The sequence below is a fragment of the Maritimimonas sp. 2405UD52-3 genome (assembly GCF_056591715.1).
This window is the reverse complement of sequence record NZ_JBWQOL010000002.1, coordinates 700,806-720,420: the sequence shown is the minus strand read 5'-3', so window position 1 is coordinate 720,420 and position 19,615 is coordinate 700,806. Positions and strand designations below refer to the sequence as shown.

Here is a 19,615-nt window from a genome sequence, read left to right as displayed (position 1 = left end):
ATAACATAGAAACCTCGTTTGTTATGAAAGTTATGGAACATTAAGGTTTTTTATGGAAATCCATAACAACTTCTTTATTTTAACAACATTTTAAAAGCATAGAAAAAAAGTTTAACTTTATAGGCGATTAATTCAAATGAAGCTATGAAATGGAATTTTCTATATATCATTGATTTTTAGTGATATATTGTATTCTAGCTTTCCTTCTTAACGAAATAAATTAAACTAAATGAAACAAAACTACGCTTTTTTGAAAGGGCTTTGGTGCTCCTTTTTTATTCTTTTTTTCTCGTTTGGCTTTAGTCAAGTTCCGTCGTACTATACTGGAACTGACATCACCCAAACAGGTGAGCAATTAAAAACCAATTTAACAACTTTAATTAGTTCTAATACCGTTGATGTAGGTTATACACCAGGTGTTTGGGATGCTTTAAAGCAAACCGATTTAGACCCTACAAACCCAAATAATGTTTTATTGATTTATGGTTATGATGATACTGATGCAAGTATTATTAATGATAGAACACGTAATAAAGACATGAATGGAGGAAATGTTGGCGATTGGAATCGTGAGCATACCTACCCACGTTCTTTGGGGAATCCGAATTTAGAAAGTTCAGGTCCTGGTTCTGATGTACATCATTTGCGTGCATCAGATGTTCAATTTAACTCTACGCGTAATAATTTTGCCTATGCCGATGCTGACGGTAATGCAAGAGCATTGGGCGGCAGTACTTTCTATCCTGGTGATGAGTGGAAAGGTGATGTAGCACGAATGATGATGTATATGTATTTACGCTATGGCGATAGGTGTTTACCAAATGTAGTTGGTACTGGCGCAACAACTTTTAGCCCGGAAATGCCAGATATCTTTTTAGAATGGAATGCTGAAGACCCCGTTTCGCAATATGAAATTAACAGAAATGTTTTATTAGAAGGCATTCAAGGTAATAGAAATCCGTTTATTGATAATCCTGCTTTTGCTACCTCAATCTGGGGAGGGCCACAAGCTGAAGATAGATTTAACAATGGAACCGCAGATAATGAAGCGCCAACAGTACCTGCAAATTTGGTCGCTTCAAATACAACACAAACAGAAACTACGTTAACCTGGGAGGCTTCAACAGATAATGTAGGTGTTATTGCGTATCAAATTTTTGAAGGAACTAATTTAGTAACCTCAACTTCTGCCACAACTTATACGGTAACAGAGTTAGTGCCAAATACTACATATACGTTTACCGTAAGAGCTCTAGATGCTGCTAGTAATAGCTCAGCAGATAGTAATTCTGCAAGTATAACAACATTAGAAAATATCACTCCACCAGTAACTGATAATGCTTTAATCATTACAGGTGTTTTTGATGGCCCCTTAACGGGAGGTACTCCAAAAGGAGTAGAGTTATATGTTACAGAAGATATTACTGATTTGAGTGTTTATGGTTTAGGCTCAGCAAACAATGGTGGTGGTACTGATGGAGAGGAATTTACCTTTCCGGCGGAAGCTGCCACGGCAGGAAGTTTTATTTATGTGGCTACAGAAATACCAAATTTTACTTCCTTTTTTGGTTTTGCACCAAATTATACATCAGGAGCTATGGCTATTAATGGAGATGATGCAGTAGAATTATTTCAAGGAGGCGTTGTAGTAGATATTTTTGGAGATATTAATGTAGATGGTTCAGGTCAGCCATGGGATCATTTAGATGGCTGGGCATATAGAAATGAGAATACAGGTCCAGATGGTAGTACTTTTGTATTAGGTTCATGGAGTTTTAGTGGTATTAATGTTTTTGATGGTCAAACCACCAATGCTAGTTCACCTACACCATTTCCAATAGGAAGTTATACAGTTGCAGGTCCTGCAGAAGTGGTGATTAATGAAGTTGATGCAGATCAGACAGGTACAGATGCAACAGAGTTTATAGAATTATATGATGGAGGTGCTGGTAATACTTCTTTAGATGGCTTGGTAGTAGTTCTATATAATGGTAGTAATGATTCTAGTTATGATGCTATAGATTTAGATGGTCAGAGTACGAATGCTGAGGGTTATTTTGTGATTGGTAGTGCAACAGTACCGAATGTAGATTTAGTTGAGTTTACTACCAATGGTATTCAGAATGGTGCAGATGCAGTAGCTTTGTATCAAGATGATGCTACAAGTTTTCCAAATAGTACACCGGTTACTACTACTAATTTATTAGACGCCTTGGTGTATGATACCAATGATGGCGATGATACTGGTTTATTGGTATTGTTAAATGCCGGAGAGGCACAGGTTAATGAAGGAGGAGCAGGAGACAAGGATGGCCATTCAAATCAAAGAATTCCTAATGGAGCAGGTGGACTTAGAAATACAAGTACGTATAGTCAGCTTGCACCTACACCAGGTGCGGAAAATGTGGCAGGTATTGTAGATACTGAAGCTCCTTCTATACCGATAAATGTGATAGCTTCTGATATTACAGATACTGGGGTAACATTAAACTGGGAGGCTTCAACAGATAATGTAGGTGTTACTGAGTATCAGATTTTTAATGGCACTACTCAGGTAGGAACAACCTCAGATACCACAATTACATTAACTGGACTTACGCCTAATACTGATTATACTTTTACAGTAGTAGCACTTGACGATGCGGGTAACGCTTCTGAGGCAAGTTTAGTAGTAGATGTTACCACACTAACTGGAAGCGGTTCAGGAAGTGCTTTAATCATTACAGGTGTTTTTGATGGCCCCTTAACGGGAGGTACTCCAAAAGGAGTAGAGTTATATGTTACAGAAGATATTACTGATTTGAGTGTTTATGGTTTAGGCTCAGCAAACAATGGTGGTGGTACTGATGGAGAGGAATTTACCTTTCCGGCGGAAGCTGCCACGGCAGGAAGTTTTATTTATGTGGCTACAGAAATACCAAATTTTACTTCCTTTTTTGGTTTTGCACCAAATTATACATCAGGAGCTATGGCTATTAATGGAGATGATGCAGTAGAATTATTTCAAGGAGGCGTTGTAGTAGATATTTTTGGAGATATTAATGTAGATGGTTCAGGTCAGCCATGGGATCATTTAGATGGCTGGGCATATAGAAATGAGAATACAGGTCCAGATGGTAGTACTTTTGTATTAGGTTCATGGAGTTTTAGTGGTATTAATGTTTTTGATGGTCAAACCACCAATGCTAGTTCACCTACACCATTTCCAATAGGAAGTTATACAGTTGCAGGTCCTGCAGAAGTGGTGATTAATGAAGTTGATGCAGATCAGACAGGTACAGATGCAACAGAGTTTATAGAATTATATGATGGAGGTGCTGGTAATACTTCTTTAGATGGCTTGGTAGTAGTTCTATATAATGGTAGTAATGATTCTAGTTATGATGCTATAGATTTAGATGGTCAGAGTACGAATGCTGAGGGTTATTTTGTGATTGGTAGTGCAACAGTACCGAATGTAGATTTAGTTGAGTTTACTACCAATGGTATTCAGAATGGTGCAGATGCAGTAGCTTTGTATCAAGATGATGCTACAAGTTTTCCAAATAGTACACCGGTTACTACTACTAATTTATTAGACGCCTTGGTGTATGATACCAATGATGGCGATGATACTGGTTTATTGGTATTGTTAAATGCCGGAGAGGCACAGGTTAATGAAGGAGGAGCAGGAGACAAGGATGGCCATTCAAATCAAAGAATTCCTAATGGAGCAGGTGGACTTAGAAATACAAGTACGTATAGCCAATTAGTACCTTCTCCAGGTACGGAAAATGGGGCAATTGTACCTCCACCAGCTCCAATTACAATTTTGGAAGCGAGAAATACAGCTAATGGTGAAGTGGTTACAGTAAGCGGAGTCTTGACTGTTTCTGATCAATTTTCTGGTTCAGCATATATTCAAGATAGCACAGGAGGTATTGCTATTTTTGATGAACAGGTACATGGTGATGGTAACTTTATGATTGGTGACTCAATTACGGTATCAGGTACGCGAAGTGCTTTTAATGATCAAATTCAAATAGGTTCGGTTACAGTAGTTGAAAATAATGGTTTGCCTAATCAAAGCATTGAGCCATTAACAATTACTTTAAGTGAATTGGCAAATCATCCTGCTGAATTGGTACGTATTGTTGATCCAGCATTCCCAACTCCGGGAGATATCTTATTTGGAAACGCGAATTACGTATTATCAGACGCGAGTGGAAACGGAGAGCTGCGCATAGACAATGATGTAAGTGCCATTGTTGGTTTGGGTCAACCAGAAAGCTGTGGTGAGGTTATTGGAGTAGTGGGTAGATTTTTTGAAACCTATCAACTTTTACCTAGACAAGCAGCAGATATTGCTTGTGCAGGTACATATGTACCACCTTCACCATCATTTGACATATCTAATGACAAAACCTTAGATGTAGTAACTTGGAATATTGAGTGGTTTGGTGATGAAGCAAATTCACCTGCTGCAGGAGATCCTATGTCTGATACCATCCAAAAAGACAGTGTAAAATCAGTGATTACAAGACTAAATGCTGATGTATATACGGTCCAAGAAATAGCTGACGATGCCTTATTTGCACAATTGGTAAGCGAATTACCAGGGTATGACTACATACTTTCCCCAGCTGTATCTAGGCCAAATGATCCGGGTGTGAAGCAAAAAGTTGGGTTTATCTATAATACTTCAACTATAAATGTAACGAGTACCAAAGTATTGTTAGAATCTATTCATCCATTGTACAATGGTGGTGATGATTCAGCCTTGGTGAATTATCCAAGTACGACAGATCGTTTCTATGCAAGTGGACGTTTACCATTTTTAATGACTGCCGATGTAACTGTTGGTGGTGAAACCGAAGAATATAATTTTATAGCCTTGCATGCCAGAGCAAATAGTAGTTCTGACCCTCAGAATAGATATGATATGCGTAAATATGATGTTGAAGTGTTGAAAGATAGTTTAGATGTTCAGTTTCCTGATGCCAATTTCATTCTATTAGGTGACTATAATGATGATGTTGATGTAACCGTGGCTGATATTACATCTACCTTGACTTCTTACGATGATTACGTTATGGATATGACCAGTTATAACATCGTTTCAAAAGCTTTAAGCGATGCTGGATTCCGTTCGTTCGTGTCTCGTGAAAATATGATCGATCATATTGCAGTATCTAATGAATTAAATGATAATTATATTGATGAGACAGTAAGAGTGCACTATGAGTTCTATGACAATGATTATACAAGGACTACTTCTGACCATTTCCCGGTTTCAGCACGTTTTCAGTTAAAGCAATTAGAATTAGCAGACACATCGTTTACCAATGTTACATGTAATGGAGATGCTGATGGCACGGCTACCGTTTCTGTAACTGGTGGTATTCACCCGTATTCGTATGAGTGGAGTGATGGTCAGACATCAGCTACTGCTTCTAGTTTAGCTGCAGGTACTTATACTGTTATTGTTATGGATGCTATCGGAAATGGTATAACGGAAGTATTTACCATAGAAGAACCAGAAGCGTTAGCAGTTTCCACTTCTGAAAATACAGTAGTATATAAAGGCTATACCGCTGAATCATGTACAGTTTTAGAAATCTTAAGTGTTGAAGGAGGTACAGCACCTTATAGTTATGAATGGAGTACAGGTGAGACTTCAGAAACTATTGAAGTTTGCCCTGAAGAAACAACAGCGTACACTGTAACTATAACGGATGGCAATGGTTGTTCAACTGAGGTTTCTATAGAGGTAGAAGTAATTGATGTAAGCTGTGGTAATAATCCATACAGACCTAAAGTAGAAATGTGCTTTAATGGTAGAAGGATTTGTGTGCCTGAATGGGCAGTTCAAAGATATTTAAGATATGGAGCTTCATTAGGGTCTTGTGACTTAAGTGATGAGGTGTTTATTACACGAGTTCGTGTTTATCCAAATCCTTTTAGAGAGAATTTGAACGTACGTTTGACTACTAATAAAGATACTGATGCAAGAATTAAGATTTTTAGCTTATATGGAAATCAGGTTTTTGAATCGCAAGAGCAATTATTAGAAGGAGAAACTGTCTTGAATTATAATTTAGGTCATTTAGGACATGGTGTATATTACCTAAAGATTTTTGTAGGCGATGAGCTTAAAAAAATACGAGTGTTAGTGAAATACTAATGCTTTTGTCAGGTTGAGTCCTTCGGCTTTGCTCAGGATAAACTAAAGTCGAAACCTATTAAACTAAAAGCCCAAAACCTTTTGATTTTGGGCTTTTACATTGTGTTCTATTCAAAGATTTTGAAACCATTCTGCATATTTTTCACCTAAAAGAGGTACTGGTTTTTCTTTTTCGTTGAAGGCATTTAGCAAGCCTATGATCCACATATACAAGATTACGAAGAATCCTAAGATACTAATAAGCCAGCCCAAAATAGGGATAATGTTGATCATCGATAGAGCCAGTCCCGTAAGTCCCAAACCCAACGACTGCCTAATATGATAGCTAGCAAAATCATTCTTCTTGTCACTATTCATCATAAAAGCAATGATCAATCCTATAATGGTTAAATACCCAATAATAGCAATGGTTTTACCTTCATTATTTGAAGTAGCTGTTTTTATATTTTCTTCCATAATTTTTTATTTAAAGGCCTAAGCCAAACTGTTTGTTTAGTGCTATTGTTTTGGTTTTAAATTTATTGTAAGTAGCACGCAATGCATATTTTGTGGTTGTTAATTTCTCAGGAATTGCCAATAAAATCTCATTAGTATAGCGATTAAATTCTATGATACCCTCAACTTCTTCACCGTTCTTAATCACCTTTATATCTCTTATATAATAGGGTGAGTTATTGTTACTAAATCGAAAAGAAATCATATTTCCTTTTCTACTATCTGTATAGCGTCCTTTTCTTATTGGAATCGATACTTCTTCTACCAAAATCTGCTGCCAATCATTAAAATCAATGCCTTCTAACAGAATTGATTTCTCATTATCTTCATCTACTATGTTATATGTAAGTTTTCCAGCAATGTGAATATCTTTTGTTTTTTTACCAGGTATTGCTGCTGTTTGAATAAGGATGCCCAGACCTTCATCAAAGAGTTGTGATTGTTGGAAGTTGATCATTTGATTTTTAGAGCTAGGTATTTTTAAATTCTTTCCTTTATTATCTTCAAGTAGCTCAATATTACTTTTAGGAGACAGAGAAACTATCTGCAATGTATCTTTAAGTAGCAAACCAATTTCCATTCTTTCTAACGATGATTGACCCTGTTTAATCTTTTTATAAAGTCTCAAATCAACCAATTCTACTTCTTGAGCTGATATATAGATAGAAGAGAGTACAAATACTGTTAGCAATATCTTTTTCATAGCAATTTTTCTTGAAAACATCAATACTTATCTTCGACCAATTCAGATCTAAAATAAAATTTTGCATCCTCAGGCATTGTGGTTGTGGCTGTATGGTATTTATTTTTCCATGACCCTAAACTAAATGCTCCCTCATTTGGTTCTTTCTTTCCTTCTACTCGGGTAATTACAATATTCCATCCTTTTTTAAATTGTAGATTTGTATCAACAGCTTCATTAGGGTTGTCAGCTTTTTCTTTTACGGTATTTGCCTGGCTCATATATACCCAATATGCTATATAACCATCACCTCCTTTATAACTGCAGCATGGGGCATTAAGATTACCAAGTGTTACTACTGAATTAGCAACGCTTAAACTACCTAAGTCATTATCTCCTTGTAGAACTCTTACACCATAGCGAGTGGCGAAGTAGGTTGTATTTTCATTTGAATACTCAAGTGTTTTGTTGAAATCAGCAAATAAATCATCTCCTTCACTATATGCTTGGGTTATTGGAATCCTTTCCCAATTTCTAAAATCAATTTCTGGTAACCAAATAGAGACTTGTCCTTTATCTGAGATTTCGCCAATTTTTAAATATGTACGGGTTTTACTTTTTTGATTGTATATTTTGATTTTAATATCCGCTTTGCCAAAAGACCAATTACTAAACTTTCCTTGTGTATTGCTGGCAATAACACTATTCCAGTAATAAGTATCTTCATTCTCTTTAGTTTTAACTTCGCTTATTGACGATTTAAATGCTTTTTCACTTTCTATCTTTCTTCGTTTTTCTTCTTCTGCTTTTTTAGCATTCTTTTTTTTCTTTTCCTCCTCTCCCATCTGCATTATGGAGCCGGGTATCATACTTTCCGCATTTTTAGCACGCTTCATGGCTTCTTTAAACGCCGGCAAATTCATAATGCTATCTTGCATACGTTTGGCTTTTTCTATTTGCTTTTTTTCTTCTGGTGTTTGAGCAAAACATATGGAGCAAACCAATAAGATCATTATACTTAATTTTGACTTTTTCATGATATTTATTTTTAGTTGTTTGTTTTAATGATCAGTTCACCTTTCTTAGTAGCAATAACTTTAGCTTTCGTTTTTCCTATTGTAATTTGTTCTCCCTGCGCTAATTTTTTGTCTTTAAATAGTTCACCTGAAGTAAAGATTTGCTTTTCAGTAAATAATGTGATGGTAGCTTCATTTTTGGGGCTAACAACACTGCCTTTTAGTTCATAGCGCCCTTTTAAAAGCCCTATATAGAATTTACTTTTAGGATACTTCTTTAAAAGTGCTTCTTTATAGCCCTCGCCATTTTCAAAAAGTTCAAGTGCGGTAATTTTAGTATCATTTACCACTGCAATTACTTTTGTTTCTTTGGTAGTTTTAGTTTGAGCATATATACTTTGTATACTTACTAAGAATACTAATATGCCTATATAAAAAATGTACCGCTTCATTTTAATTACATGTTACTTTATAGGTAGCGTTAAAATTTTTTTCTGGTTTATCTGAGAATAGTTTACCGGAGCCCATGGCTATTTTTCCCTTTTTCTGAATACCTAAATTGGCGGCGCTATAGGTTTTACCATTTACAATTAAGGTTAGGATCATTTTACTATCCTGCTGATGTCCCGTAATAACTAAGCCATCACCATTAGTGTCTGTAGTTTCTAGCTTATCTGATTTAAAATAGAAGTAGTCATACTCAAAATAGGTGCAAGAAACCTCAGAACTATAATCCATACCATTTAGGGTAACTATTACTCGGCTATTTGAACCTGACGATTTCTTTTTTTCCTTCTCTATTTTAGATTTTTTGGTTATCACTTTTTGAGACACATCATTTTTTGTGTGGCTGCATGCAAATAAGAAAAGTATTGATATAGTGCTGATAAGTATATTTAGTTTTTTCATAGCCTTCAATTAAAATATTCTTTCTGCTAAGGGTATATGAACATTGTATTGACCATATTCATAACTAACGGTGCCTTGGTTTCTAAAATCAATATGCTGTAAACGAAAATCAATATCAAAAAAGATGGTAACACCTTTAGCTTCACCTTCAATTCCTGTAAAAACAATACAGATGTCTCTACTGTTTTCTTGACAACCTTTAATTTCTTTATCAAAATCTGGGTTGTTTGCCAGCTTCTTTGGCGTCATACGCTTCGCCCAATTCACTATATTGTGCATTGCCGATTCTGACTTTAAAATACTATCTAAGTTTTCATCTACTGTATTAGGGAGGATTCCAAAAGAATTCGTGAAATCTTTCATGATTTTAGATTCCATAAAGCCACCTACTTTTGCCTTTTGCCATCTTTGTTTTTTTGGGTTAAAAACAACTACATAACCTTCGTCATTCAAAAATGTGGTTGCTCCTTGAGCTTGTACCTCAATATCTTTATTGGTATGATCATAAGTCAATACAACTATAGGGCCGTCGCTACGAAGCGTTGTTTTTATACCTGTTTTTGGCCGCTCTGGCCAAACAAATGCATCGTTCTCAATAATCTCTTTAAATTGTTCTGTGGTGGTATTCTCATCAATTTCTAAACTTTCTAGAGTTTGTTGTATCTCAGCATTAGTTGTGCTATTAGAATTTCCGTCAGAGCTGTTGCCTATAAAACCAGGTTTTAATTCTTTGTCTTTACAGGAAATTATTACGACTACTACAGCTAATATTACTAGTACCTTTTTCATAGTTAGTTTTACTTATTAATCTTGTATTTCTTTTATTTTCAATTTTATGAACTCAAATAAAAAATTACCATTATAGTATCTACCATCACATTTCAAATTTGATTGTGAAAGCGCTCTAAATTTTACCCAACCGTCATATTCTGAGGTTATAATAAACTCTACATACTGTTTATTTCTTAAAATCTCTATATCTCTCGACCGTCCTCCTATTGTCATGGCAAGCATTGGTTTTTTACATTTAGAAATACTTATTTTGGTTCTAAAATGTAATTCAGCATGGTAAGAAGTCCACCTTTTGGCTCTAAATGCTACATTTAAAAATCCTCCTTTTGAGATTTTTATGGCACTCCTGGCTCCCATATACATTCCTGAAAATTGTATATATCCATAATTGGTATCAAATAGTTTTCCTGGTCTTAATTCAAGGTTTAACGCAGTACTTGATGTAGAATAAGCTTTGACAATTGTTGTGGTTTTATTTTCAGGATAAATTTTAGTTAGGTTTCTAGAATTTACTTCACTCTTATCTAAATTATTTGCGTTAAAAACAGGGAGTTTTAAGTTGTTTTTATTATTTAATATTTTGTTGCGCGAAATCTCTTGTATTTTCTGTGCTTCCATGTTTAAGCCTAGAACTATTGTAAATACTATTAAATAGAATTTAGTCTTCATAATTTTAATTTTCATGTGAAACTTCGGTAATCTTTGCTTTTCCGCTCCACTCGCTTAATAAGAATAACAAATGTTTATATGGAGGAGCTACTTTATAGAAGAGGGCACTAGACCACCCCGGTTGCCAACCTTTGAAGTTGGTTCTTTCACCTACAGTACCACTGGCAGTTATATATCGCTCTTCTTTAGCTCCGGTATATTTATTGAGCAGTAGTAGTACTTTTTGTCCTTCACGATCAAAAAATTTGGCTGTTGTCCATCCCTTGTTCCATTTTTGGTCATAAATTTTAGATCCAATTTGTCCAGTATATCCTATTTTATGAATATGTACATCACCTGTATTTTCCTTTAAAAGAAACAGAAATTTTTTTTTACCAATATTGAAGAACTCTGATGTTGTCCAACCCGATGTCCATTTTTTATCAAAAACTTTCTGACCAATTTTACCATTAATCCCTACTCTGTTTATATGCACATCTCCCGTTTGCTCTTTTAATAAGAATAGATACTGATTTCTATTCTCGGCCTTAAATATTCTTGCGTTTGTCCAACCTGAAGTCCATTTGGCTCCAAATGTTTTTCCTCCGATGGTGCCGTCATTTTTAATTTCACTTATGTGAACATCGCCGCTTTTTTCTCTAATCAGAAAAATGTATTTTTTTCTATCCCTTTCATAAATAATTGGATTCGTCCATCCGCGGCCCCATTTCTTATCGTATACTTTGCTGCCAACCGAACCATTTTTATTCATTTTATGAATGTGTACATCTCCGGTCGAAGATTTTAGAAGCAAAAGGAATTTATGGTAGCCTTGTTCGTACATGTCTAAGTAGTCCCACCCTTTTGACCAATTATAGCTAAATTCCGCTGATCCAATTGCCGATCTTGAATTTCCTTTTGGGTACATACGTTTTATTCCTGATTTATCAAGCGAGGACAATTCTTTATTACCTTTTACTTCAAAATCACATGAAGTAATTTTATTGGGAATGCGGTAATGCATAATAGATTTAGGATCATATTTGGTATAATTACCTACATCTTCATCTGATAATTTTTCCAAATTTCTACGTATCCTGCGTTCGCTCCAATCATTTTTGTCTTTATAATATTTTATTACCTCATCCCAGTCCCAGCAAATATCAGCTGCAGGAGATTGGTGTTCATGTTTTAGCCCTAGTGCATGCCCAAATTCATGCAATACCACTCTTTTGATTTCGGCATCAGAAGTTTCATTGTCAAACCACCCAAAGTTCATAGTGCTTTTAGAGCTAGGCACGTATTTTGCCATGATACCAATCTTTGACCATGATCCTCCTTCTTTAAAACCTATTCTAATATCACCATTTTTTCCGGCTATAAAAGCAAAGTTTATATTAGCATACTTCTCCCATTCTTGTGCATAGTTTAAAATCTTTTGTTTTAAATTCCTTGAAGGATTATCTAGGAAGGAAACCGTAATTCTAGACCCAACGGGCCAGGTTTTATTTTTAAGAGAGACTACTGCATTTGGAAGACTCACTTCTTCAAAATCGTTGGTCAAACACATTTGTATGGGGTCACTATTCTGAAGAAGAGAATTTTTAACGTTACCAGTATTTTTTTTTATACCAATTTGAGCATTAGAAATTGTCATAAAAGCCAATAAACTTAGAGTGTATAAAAGTTGTGTTTTCATGGCATATTTTATTGAATGATTTCATTTTTATCTCCCTTAATACGCTCACGATTCACTCCATAATAGAAATGGTCATAGCTTGCTCTAACAAAATGAGGACCTATTATTTGAAATTTGGTGTTTCCAAAACAATGCGAATGGCCTAGCGGTAAGTCTACATAAAACCCTTCTAGCGTATTGCCCTTTCGGTCACCAACAAATAAGCTAGCGAATTGGGGTCTCGCATTTGGTGCTTTACGGCCGCCTACTGTGTAGATCAAAACCTGTTTCCCTAAATCTAAATAATACTCCTCACCAACGTTTTTAATAGACCATCTACCTGTTAAATTATCTAAGGTATTCCCTCTATACCAAGCACGTTCATCGACCGGAAGTCGGGTGGGTAATTGCGTAATGGTTCTTAGGCTTTTAAAATTGAAGTTGGCACTTTTGAGTTTATTTGAACCTGAAGTATTCAAAGTAAGTGTTTGACCTCTTCCTTTACCACTAACTTTAAATTCTAAGCTACCTTTACCTTTCGCTTTTCCTTTAGGTATATAGAAATATTTTATTTTTACTGTATTGCCCTCAATGTTTCCAATCCATACCGATGAAAATCGACGATCCATTCTATCTGTAATGGCATATATCTTGTCTTTTATTTGACGGATACATATTATGGAACCATCATCAGCCTTAAAATATTGATTTAATTTAACAGGACCTGAGGCAAATAAATCACCAAAATCAGGCTGAATAGGGCGAACTGCATCTGTGTTTAACGTGTTGTCAAATAGATCTTTTGGACTTTTCTGTGCATTGGTTGTTACTGAGCTAACAAGTAGAACAACTAATAGAATAACAATCTTTTTCATAACAATTTTTTTAAAGTTTTAAAAATTGGCTTGGTTGGCGTTGAGTTTACAGTTTGATAAACTCTACCCTTCGGTTATTGGCCTTCCCTTCAGGAGTAGTATTATCTGCAACGGGAACACTTTCTCCTTTGCCTTCGGTGGTAAGTCGGCTTTCATCTATACCTAACTCTATTAAAGCTTGTTTTACGGCTTCGGCACGTTGCGCAGATAAATCTAGATTGTATGCATCGTCACCGTCACTATCTGTATGACCTTCTATATTAAATTGCAGATCTTGATGTTCTTGCATCATTTTTGCCACTTTACTGATCACTCCCATAGACTCTGGCTTTAAAGTAGCTTGATTGACATCAAATAAAATACCTCTGGTCACAAATTTACCCTCAGCAATCACCCGATCGTACAATTTTTTGCCGCCTTTGGCCAACCGGATATTTTTGATGGCAATGATCTCGTTATCATCTGCATAATTGTTCCAAAATCCAATAGAGAACATTTCGGGTTTAAACCCAAGATTCGGAATATTTGTTACACGATGTTGGTCAATAAATATTTTAAATGATCTCTTGTTGAACGCTATTGCTATATGACGCCATGCTCCTGAGCCAAGTTCTTCAAGTTCACTTTTTGAATCAGAGAAATTCTTTCTAATGCCATTAATATCGGTGGTGAATTGAACTGCATTTTTCTTGATTTTAATGGCGGTTATCCAATCTTTATTACCTTCTCCAAAATAATGAGAACCACTTTTAGGACCAAAATGCAAAGAATAACTCGATCGATATGAAAATTTCTTAACATCAAAATAAATATCAAATTCTAGTGTAAATACATCAGGTAGATAATCATGTGTATCCATGAGGGGCATGATGAGCGAAGAATGCTTAATTCCTATAATATTTTCGCCACTGAACGAAGCATTTTCAGCGTTTCCTTTTATGATATCCCATCGTGAAGGGAACTCGCCGTTTTCTTCTCCCGAGAGATCATCATAAAAGATGATCTCATCGCCAGGTACGAAATTGTATTTTGACCATACGCGCAAGTCTTCATTTGAAGACTCACTTTCTATGGTTTCATTTTCTTCATTACTTGGATTTTGTGAATTGTTGTTCTTTTCTTTTTTCTTTTTCTTGCTTTTCCCAATCTTTACTTTTTCTCCTTTACTAAATAAGGTATCAATAGCTTTTTCTGTTTTTTCAGCTGCTTTTTCTTCTGTTTTTCTAATAATCGCTTCTTCGGCAGCATCTTTTGCGCGCTTTTTTAATTTCTTAAGTAATTGTGCTTCTGATGTGGTGCTTAGAAGTAAGCCTGCAATTAACGCAAGTATTATTTTTAACCTCATAACAGTTTATTTTGATGTTTGTGAGATCAAAAGTAGTAGGGAAGGAGCGTAGTGCATTCTACATATGTAACGAAGTATGCAACATATGTAACAATTAATTTAACTATCTATTTATCAATTGATTGCAAATATTCAGAAGGTGTTTTTTTATAGGCTTCTTTAAAACACTTTATAAAATAAGAAGGAGTATTAAAACCAACGGTATAGGCCACTTCATTAATGGTGGCATCCGAAGTTTTTAAAATATGTACAGCCTGTTTTAGTCGCTGAGAACGGATAAATGCCGAGGTAGATAATCCGGTATAAGCCAATAATTTTCTGTGTAGTTGCATTCGGCTCATGCCTACTTTTTTGCAGAAACTGGTAGCATTAAAATCGGGATTTGAAAAATTGGTATCGATAATCTCCTGCAATTTATTTAAAAAAGCCTCATCTGTAGATGTTAAAGAAATATCTGTAGGCTTTAGCACATATTCTTGACTATACCGATTACGCAGGGCCCTTCGTAACTCAATAAGATTGTCTAACCGCTTTTGAAGTATACGTAATTTAAAAGGTTTGGTTACAAAATCATCAGCGCCAGATTCTAAGCCTTTTAACTCATTTTCTTCACCGGTATCTGCAGTCAATAAAATAATAGGAATATGACTTGTTTTTTCATCAGTTTTTAAGGTGTTACAGAGATCAATACCATTTTTAACAGGCATTCTAACATCGGATAAAATAATATCGGGTATATGCTCTAAGGCTTTTTGAATACCTTCTTGACCGTCTGATGCTTCTAAAGTCAGGTATTTATGCTTTAATGACCTGCTAATAAAAGTTAGTACTTCGTCATTATCTTCTACTATTAAAAGTATCGGCTTGTCACTTTTTGAAGCAATGTCTGATTGATGTTTTAGATCTATATTCATTGCCAGTACATTGCCATTGTTATCTTTCGTTTCTTTTGAAATAGTAGTTTTATTAATATCAAAAACTTTTTTAGCAATTGGGAGTGTACACTTAAAGATGATGGTATTATTATCTGTTTTAACTGTTATTCTTCCATTATATAAATTCACCAATTCTTTTACTAGCGATAAGCCCACACCTACACCATCAGCATATTCATTTTTTTGATAGAAACGGTCAAATAATTTTTCGGTTTCAATTGCTGATTCATCTGTAATAGTATTTAAGACTTTAATAAGAATTTTTTCATTTTCTGATTTTGCCGAAATATGACAGTGCCCATTTTCCGGAGTATATTTAATAGCATTAGATAATAAATTACTTACAATTTTTTCAATGGCATCCTCATCATACCATGCATTTTCAATGGAAGTAATATCAGTTTGAAAATCTATGTTTTTGGTAGTCGCCTGGTATTGAAATGGCTCAATAATGGCATGTAAGAATAATCCTAAATTACCTTTTGAGGGTTTTAATTGCAACTTTCCTTTTTCTAGTTTTGCCAATTCTAAGAGTTGATCGACTAATGATGTAAGTCTACTTGTATTTCTTTTTATAATAGAAAAATTAGCATGGTCATAATCTGATAATTTTCCTTCTGTGAGCTTAGCATCAATAGGTGCTGAAATTAAAGTTAATGGTGTTCTAAATTCATGAGCTACATCTGTATATAACTTGGATTTATAGTCATTTAATTGCTTTAAACGCTTTGCTTCTTGTTCTTGCAACTGCAAGTTTAGTTTCATTTGCCAGCGCCATTTAAAGTACCTGTAGATACTGTATAAAACCAAAAGCAGCAAGAAAGCATATAGTATTTTTGAATAGAAGTTAAAATACCAGGGGGCTTTAATGGTAAAAGCTAAAGAGGCTGGTGTTTCATTCCAAACACCATCATAATTACTTGATTTAACCTGAAATTCATAGGAACCGGGCGATAACCTAGAATAGCGCACCGAATTGGTGGTAGCCTGAATCCAGTCATCATCATAGTTTAACAATTTATATTGGTACTGATTCTTTTCGGGTAAGGCAAATTGTAAACTTGAAAATGAAAATGTTAGTGTATTCTCCTTATGATTTAGTTTTGAATTTTGCTCAAGAGACTTTTGTTGGTTCAGTACCTCTACACTCGTAATAGTGGTCTTTGGTAAAACCGAATTTTCTTGAATGCTATTCGGATTAAACCAATAGAAACCCTCTAATCCACCATAATACAATTCGCCGTTTACATGTTTATAGTAAGCGCCGGTGTTAAACTCCGTTGCCAATCCGGCATAATTATCATAATTTTTAATATCAGGGTTACTGAATGTAGCATCTAGTGAAAATTCTGTAATTCCTTTATTAGAACTCAACCATAGATTATTTTGTGCATCTGGTAAAATGGCATAGATCACATCATTGGCCAAACCATCTTCTTCGGTAAAATGATAGAATTTTTCTTTTTGAATGTCAAATGCATTTAACCCGTTACCGTTGGTACCTATCCATAGCACATCATTTTCATCATAATACAATGACTTAATGCCATTGCCAGAAATGGAATTCTTGGTAGTCTCTTTTTTATAAGAAGTGAATTCTTCAGTAGCGGTATTAAATTTTACAATACCGCTGTCATCAGTACCTATCCATAAGTTATTTTTTGCATCGTCAGTGATAACGCGAATATTATTACTGGTCAATCCATTTTTACTGACTGTATAATTATCAAGGGTTCCTTTTTTCTTGTCATATTGAATAAGCCCTTGATTTTGGGTGCCCAACCATATATTTCCTTGGTGATCTTTAAAAATATTCCAAATGGTTTTAGCGGTAAGATCCTTAGCTCTGGTAAATCCAGTTGCTTTACTATAAAAAACCAACCCGGCTCCTTGTGTTCCTATCCATAGGTCTTGTTCATCATCAAGAAACAGGCTCATAATTCTATTTGAGGGAGTATCAGAATTAAGTGTGGTAAAGGTACTCCAACTATTTGTTGAGGGTTCATATTCAGTGAGTCCTTTGCCTGAAGTCCCTAACCACACATTTTGATTTTGGTCAACGGTAATGGCTCTCACCACATCTATATTTATATTTTCAGGAGTTTGCAGGTTGGTAAATGAATTGAATTTCTCTAATGAAGCATCATAGAAACTCAACCCGGCGCCATCTGTACCAAACCAAAGCGTGCCTGTATAGTCTTCATAAATACACAAAACATCATTATAATGAATGGCTTTAGGATTGTATTTTTCTGCAGTAAAATGGGAAATCCGTTTTGACTTAAAGCCGATTCTATATAATCCACTTCCATAGGTTGCAATCCATAAGTTTCCAGAGGTATCACTGTGTAGATCTAAAATATTGAGGTTATTGGGTAAGGGGTCTGTAAACGCGGCATCAGAAAACCGATAAAAAACAGTACTGCCTTTTTCTTTATAATAGAGTCCGTCACCAAATGTACCCACCCATAATTTCTCTTTTTTTAGGGCAGTACTAAAATTTTGTTCTATAGGATCTCCCAGAATTGTTTTAGGTTGAATTTTTGTAAAGGTGTGAGTTTCTATATTGACTTCAATCAATAACTTATCTGATGAAACCAGAATGGTATTCTCATCAATTGCTGAAATGTTATAGATTGTAGTTGGTAATTGATTGGAATCAACAACCGTTTTAATTTTTTGTAAATTTTCATCAAAGAGTTGCAAGCCATTGCTATAGGTCCCTATCCAATAATTGCCCGTATTATCTTGAAAAATAGAGCTGGCATCGGAAATCTCTGGTATTTCATTGAAGGTATCATCAAGAACATTGTATGTGTAAAGTTTTCTGTCTAAAGGAATAATTAGAACATTACCTTTTCTATCAACATAGATTTTCCCTAAGTGACTGTAGGTAGGTCTGGTGATATCAACAAAGTCAAACTTATAATTGGTGAATTGAATACCGTCATACTTATTTAATCCGTTTTGGGTGGCCATCCATAAATAGCCGGTACTATCTTGTGCAACTGAGACCACACTGTTTTGAGACAAACCTTCTTTAACTGATAACTGTCTAAAGCTTATTTGATCTTGACCATAGAGTCCCAAGTGAAAAATCAGGAGGACAATAGTTAGTATGTAATGGTAGCTATTCTTCAAATTACCAACATATTTGTTTCCTCTAAATTTAAGAAAAGTAAATCTATGAAATGAAAAAAGCCTTAAATCTTATGGTTACTGGCCACTTAATTTGAATCATACCAAGTCTTGGCAGAAGTCCAGTTGAATCAATTAATATTTTTCAGGTATAAAAGTCTGATACTGCATAGGCGGTCGCACATAACCTGCATGTTTGGGTAATGGGGGTAATTTAATAGTCTTATATTCTATTTTATCATATGGAATTTGACTCAAGATATGGCTGATGCAATTCAGTCGTGCCTTTTTCTTGTTATCGGCATTAACCACATACCAGGGTACTTGTTTGGTGTCAGTATGCGCAAACATATCATCTTTGGCTTTTGAGTATTCTAACCATCTGGAGCGTGACTCTAAATCCATAGGACTGAACTTCCATCTTTTTAAAGGGTCTTTAATACGGCTTTTAAAACGTTTTTCCTGCTCTTCATCACTTACAGAAAACCAATATTTTAACATGATAATACCTGAACGTACCAACATACGTTCAAAATCAGGGCAAGAGCGTAAAAACTCTTCATATTCTTCATCAGTACAAAAACCCATTACTTTTTCTACACCGGCTCTATTATACCAACTTCTATCAAAAACAACTATTTCACCTGCAGCCGGTAAATGAGCTACGTAGCGTTGAAAATACCATTGTGATTTTTCTTTTTCGGTAGGAACGCCTAATGCTACAACCCGGCAAACGCGAGGGTTTAATGGCTCAGTAAATCTCTTGATAGTACCTCCTTTTCCAGAGGCATCACGTCCTTCAAAAATAATGACCACTTTCAGCCCATGTGTACGCACCCATTCCTGAAGGTTTACCAATTCATGATGCAAAACATTGAGTTCTTTTTCGTATTCTAAAGTGCTAAGGGAAGATGATTTATCTGATGATTTTTTCATTAA

General features: G+C 35.1%; 13 protein-coding genes. 1 reads left to right on the top strand and 12 read right to left on the bottom strand.

What is annotated here, in order from left to right; translation table 11 throughout:
• Window positions 1-229: 229 nt before the first annotated feature.
• On the top strand, window positions 230-6,163 hold the full coding sequence (locus AC1EU5_RS07530; protein WP_480191757.1) for an endonuclease: 5,934 nt from the start codon (window positions 230-232) through the stop codon (window positions 6,161-6,163).
• Window positions 6,164-6,274: 111 nt separating this feature from the next.
• On the opposite strand, the gene AC1EU5_RS07525 is transcribed toward AC1EU5_RS07530, so the two are convergent.
• From AC1EU5_RS07525 to ppk2, 12 genes are all read right to left on the bottom strand, one after another.
• Window positions 6,275-6,619, bottom strand: a complete 345-nt coding sequence (locus tag AC1EU5_RS07525; protein ID WP_480191756.1) for a DUF4870 domain-containing protein — start codon at window positions 6,617-6,619, stop codon at window positions 6,275-6,277.
• Window positions 6,620-6,629: 10 nt separating this feature from the next.
• Entirely contained in the window at window positions 6,630-7,361 is a 732-nt protein-coding gene (locus tag AC1EU5_RS07520) for a hypothetical protein (protein WP_480191755.1), read from the bottom strand.
• A gap of 20 nt (window positions 7,362-7,381) precedes the next feature.
• The gene (locus tag AC1EU5_RS07515) at window positions 7,382-8,377 is read right to left on the bottom strand and encodes a hypothetical protein (protein ID WP_480191754.1); all 996 of its coding nucleotides are present in this window, start codon (window positions 8,375-8,377) and stop codon (window positions 7,382-7,384) included.
• An 11-nt stretch (window positions 8,378-8,388) separates the two neighbouring features.
• The gene (locus AC1EU5_RS07510; RefSeq protein WP_480191753.1) at window positions 8,389-8,808 is read right to left on the bottom strand and encodes a hypothetical protein; all 420 of its coding nucleotides are present in this window, start codon (window positions 8,806-8,808) and stop codon (window positions 8,389-8,391) included.
• A 1-nt stretch (window position 8,809) separates the two neighbouring features.
• Window positions 8,810-9,265 carry a hypothetical protein gene (locus AC1EU5_RS07505; protein WP_480191752.1) on the bottom strand — a complete coding sequence of 152 codons (456 nt, stop codon included), beginning with the start codon at window positions 9,263-9,265 and terminating at the stop codon, window positions 8,810-8,812.
• A gap of 9 nt (window positions 9,266-9,274) precedes the next feature.
• Window positions 9,275-10,054, bottom strand: a complete 780-nt coding sequence (locus AC1EU5_RS07500; RefSeq protein ID WP_480191751.1) for a hypothetical protein — start codon at window positions 10,052-10,054, stop codon at window positions 9,275-9,277.
• Between the two features lie 15 nt (window positions 10,055-10,069).
• Complete coding sequence (locus AC1EU5_RS07495; protein ID WP_480191750.1) at window positions 10,070-10,726, bottom strand: hypothetical protein; 657 nt, start codon at window positions 10,724-10,726, stop codon at window positions 10,070-10,072.
• Between the two features lie 4 nt (window positions 10,727-10,730).
• A complete protein-coding gene (locus AC1EU5_RS07490) occupies window positions 10,731-12,404 on the bottom strand; it encodes a M12 family metallopeptidase (RefSeq protein ID WP_480191749.1) in 1,674 nt (557 codons plus the stop codon).
• An 8-nt stretch (window positions 12,405-12,412) separates the two neighbouring features.
• Complete coding sequence (locus tag AC1EU5_RS07485; RefSeq protein WP_480191748.1) at window positions 12,413-13,258, bottom strand: hypothetical protein; 846 nt, start codon at window positions 13,256-13,258, stop codon at window positions 12,413-12,415.
• 46 nt (window positions 13,259-13,304) lie between these two features.
• On the bottom strand, window positions 13,305-14,603 hold the full coding sequence (locus AC1EU5_RS07480; RefSeq protein ID WP_480191747.1) for an OmpA family protein: 1,299 nt from the start codon (window positions 14,601-14,603) through the stop codon (window positions 13,305-13,307).
• Window positions 14,604-14,710: 107 nt separating this feature from the next.
• On the bottom strand, window positions 14,711-18,679 hold the full coding sequence (locus AC1EU5_RS07475; RefSeq protein WP_480191746.1) for a two-component regulator propeller domain-containing protein: 3,969 nt from the start codon (window positions 18,677-18,679) through the stop codon (window positions 14,711-14,713).
• Window positions 18,680-18,811: 132 nt separating this feature from the next.
• Window positions 18,812-19,612, bottom strand: coding sequence for a polyphosphate kinase 2 (gene ppk2, locus AC1EU5_RS07470; protein ID WP_480191745.1), 801 nt, complete (start codon window positions 19,610-19,612; stop codon window positions 18,812-18,814).
• Between the last annotated feature and the right edge of the window lie 3 nt (window positions 19,613-19,615).

Bases quoted from the DNA above. Each gene is read 5' to 3' on its own strand.
- AC1EU5_RS07520 (WP_480191755.1), bottom strand. From the start codon at position 7,361: ATGAAAAAGATATTGCTAACAGTATTTGTACTCTCTTCTATCTATATA.
- AC1EU5_RS07485 (WP_480191748.1), bottom strand. From the start codon at position 13,258: ATGAAAAAGATTGTTATTCTATTAGTTGTTCTACTTGTTAGCTCAGTA.
- AC1EU5_RS07490 (WP_480191749.1), bottom strand. From the start codon at position 12,404: ATGAAAACACAACTTTTATACACTCTAAGTTTATTGGCTTTTATGACA.
- AC1EU5_RS07500 (WP_480191751.1), bottom strand. From the start codon at position 10,054: ATGAAAAAGGTACTAGTAATATTAGCTGTAGTAGTCGTAATAATTTCC.
- AC1EU5_RS07525 (WP_480191756.1), bottom strand. From the start codon at position 6,619: ATGGAAGAAAATATAAAAACAGCTACTTCAAATAATGAAGGTAAAACC.
- AC1EU5_RS07510 (WP_480191753.1), bottom strand. From the start codon at position 8,808: ATGAAGCGGTACATTTTTTATATAGGCATATTAGTATTCTTAGTAAGT.
- AC1EU5_RS07530 (WP_480191757.1), top strand. From the start codon at position 230: ATGAAACAAAACTACGCTTTTTTGAAAGGGCTTTGGTGCTCCTTTTTT.
- AC1EU5_RS07505 (WP_480191752.1), bottom strand. From the start codon at position 9,265: ATGAAAAAACTAAATATACTTATCAGCACTATATCAATACTTTTCTTA.
- ppk2 (WP_480191745.1), bottom strand. From the start codon at position 19,612: ATGAAAAAATCATCAGATAAATCATCTTCCCTTAGCACTTTAGAATAC.
- AC1EU5_RS07515 (WP_480191754.1), bottom strand. From the start codon at position 8,377: ATGAAAAAGTCAAAATTAAGTATAATGATCTTATTGGTTTGCTCCATA.
- AC1EU5_RS07480 (WP_480191747.1), bottom strand. From the start codon at position 14,603: ATGAGGTTAAAAATAATACTTGCGTTAATTGCAGGCTTACTTCTAAGC.
- AC1EU5_RS07495 (WP_480191750.1), bottom strand. From the start codon at position 10,726: ATGAAGACTAAATTCTATTTAATAGTATTTACAATAGTTCTAGGCTTA.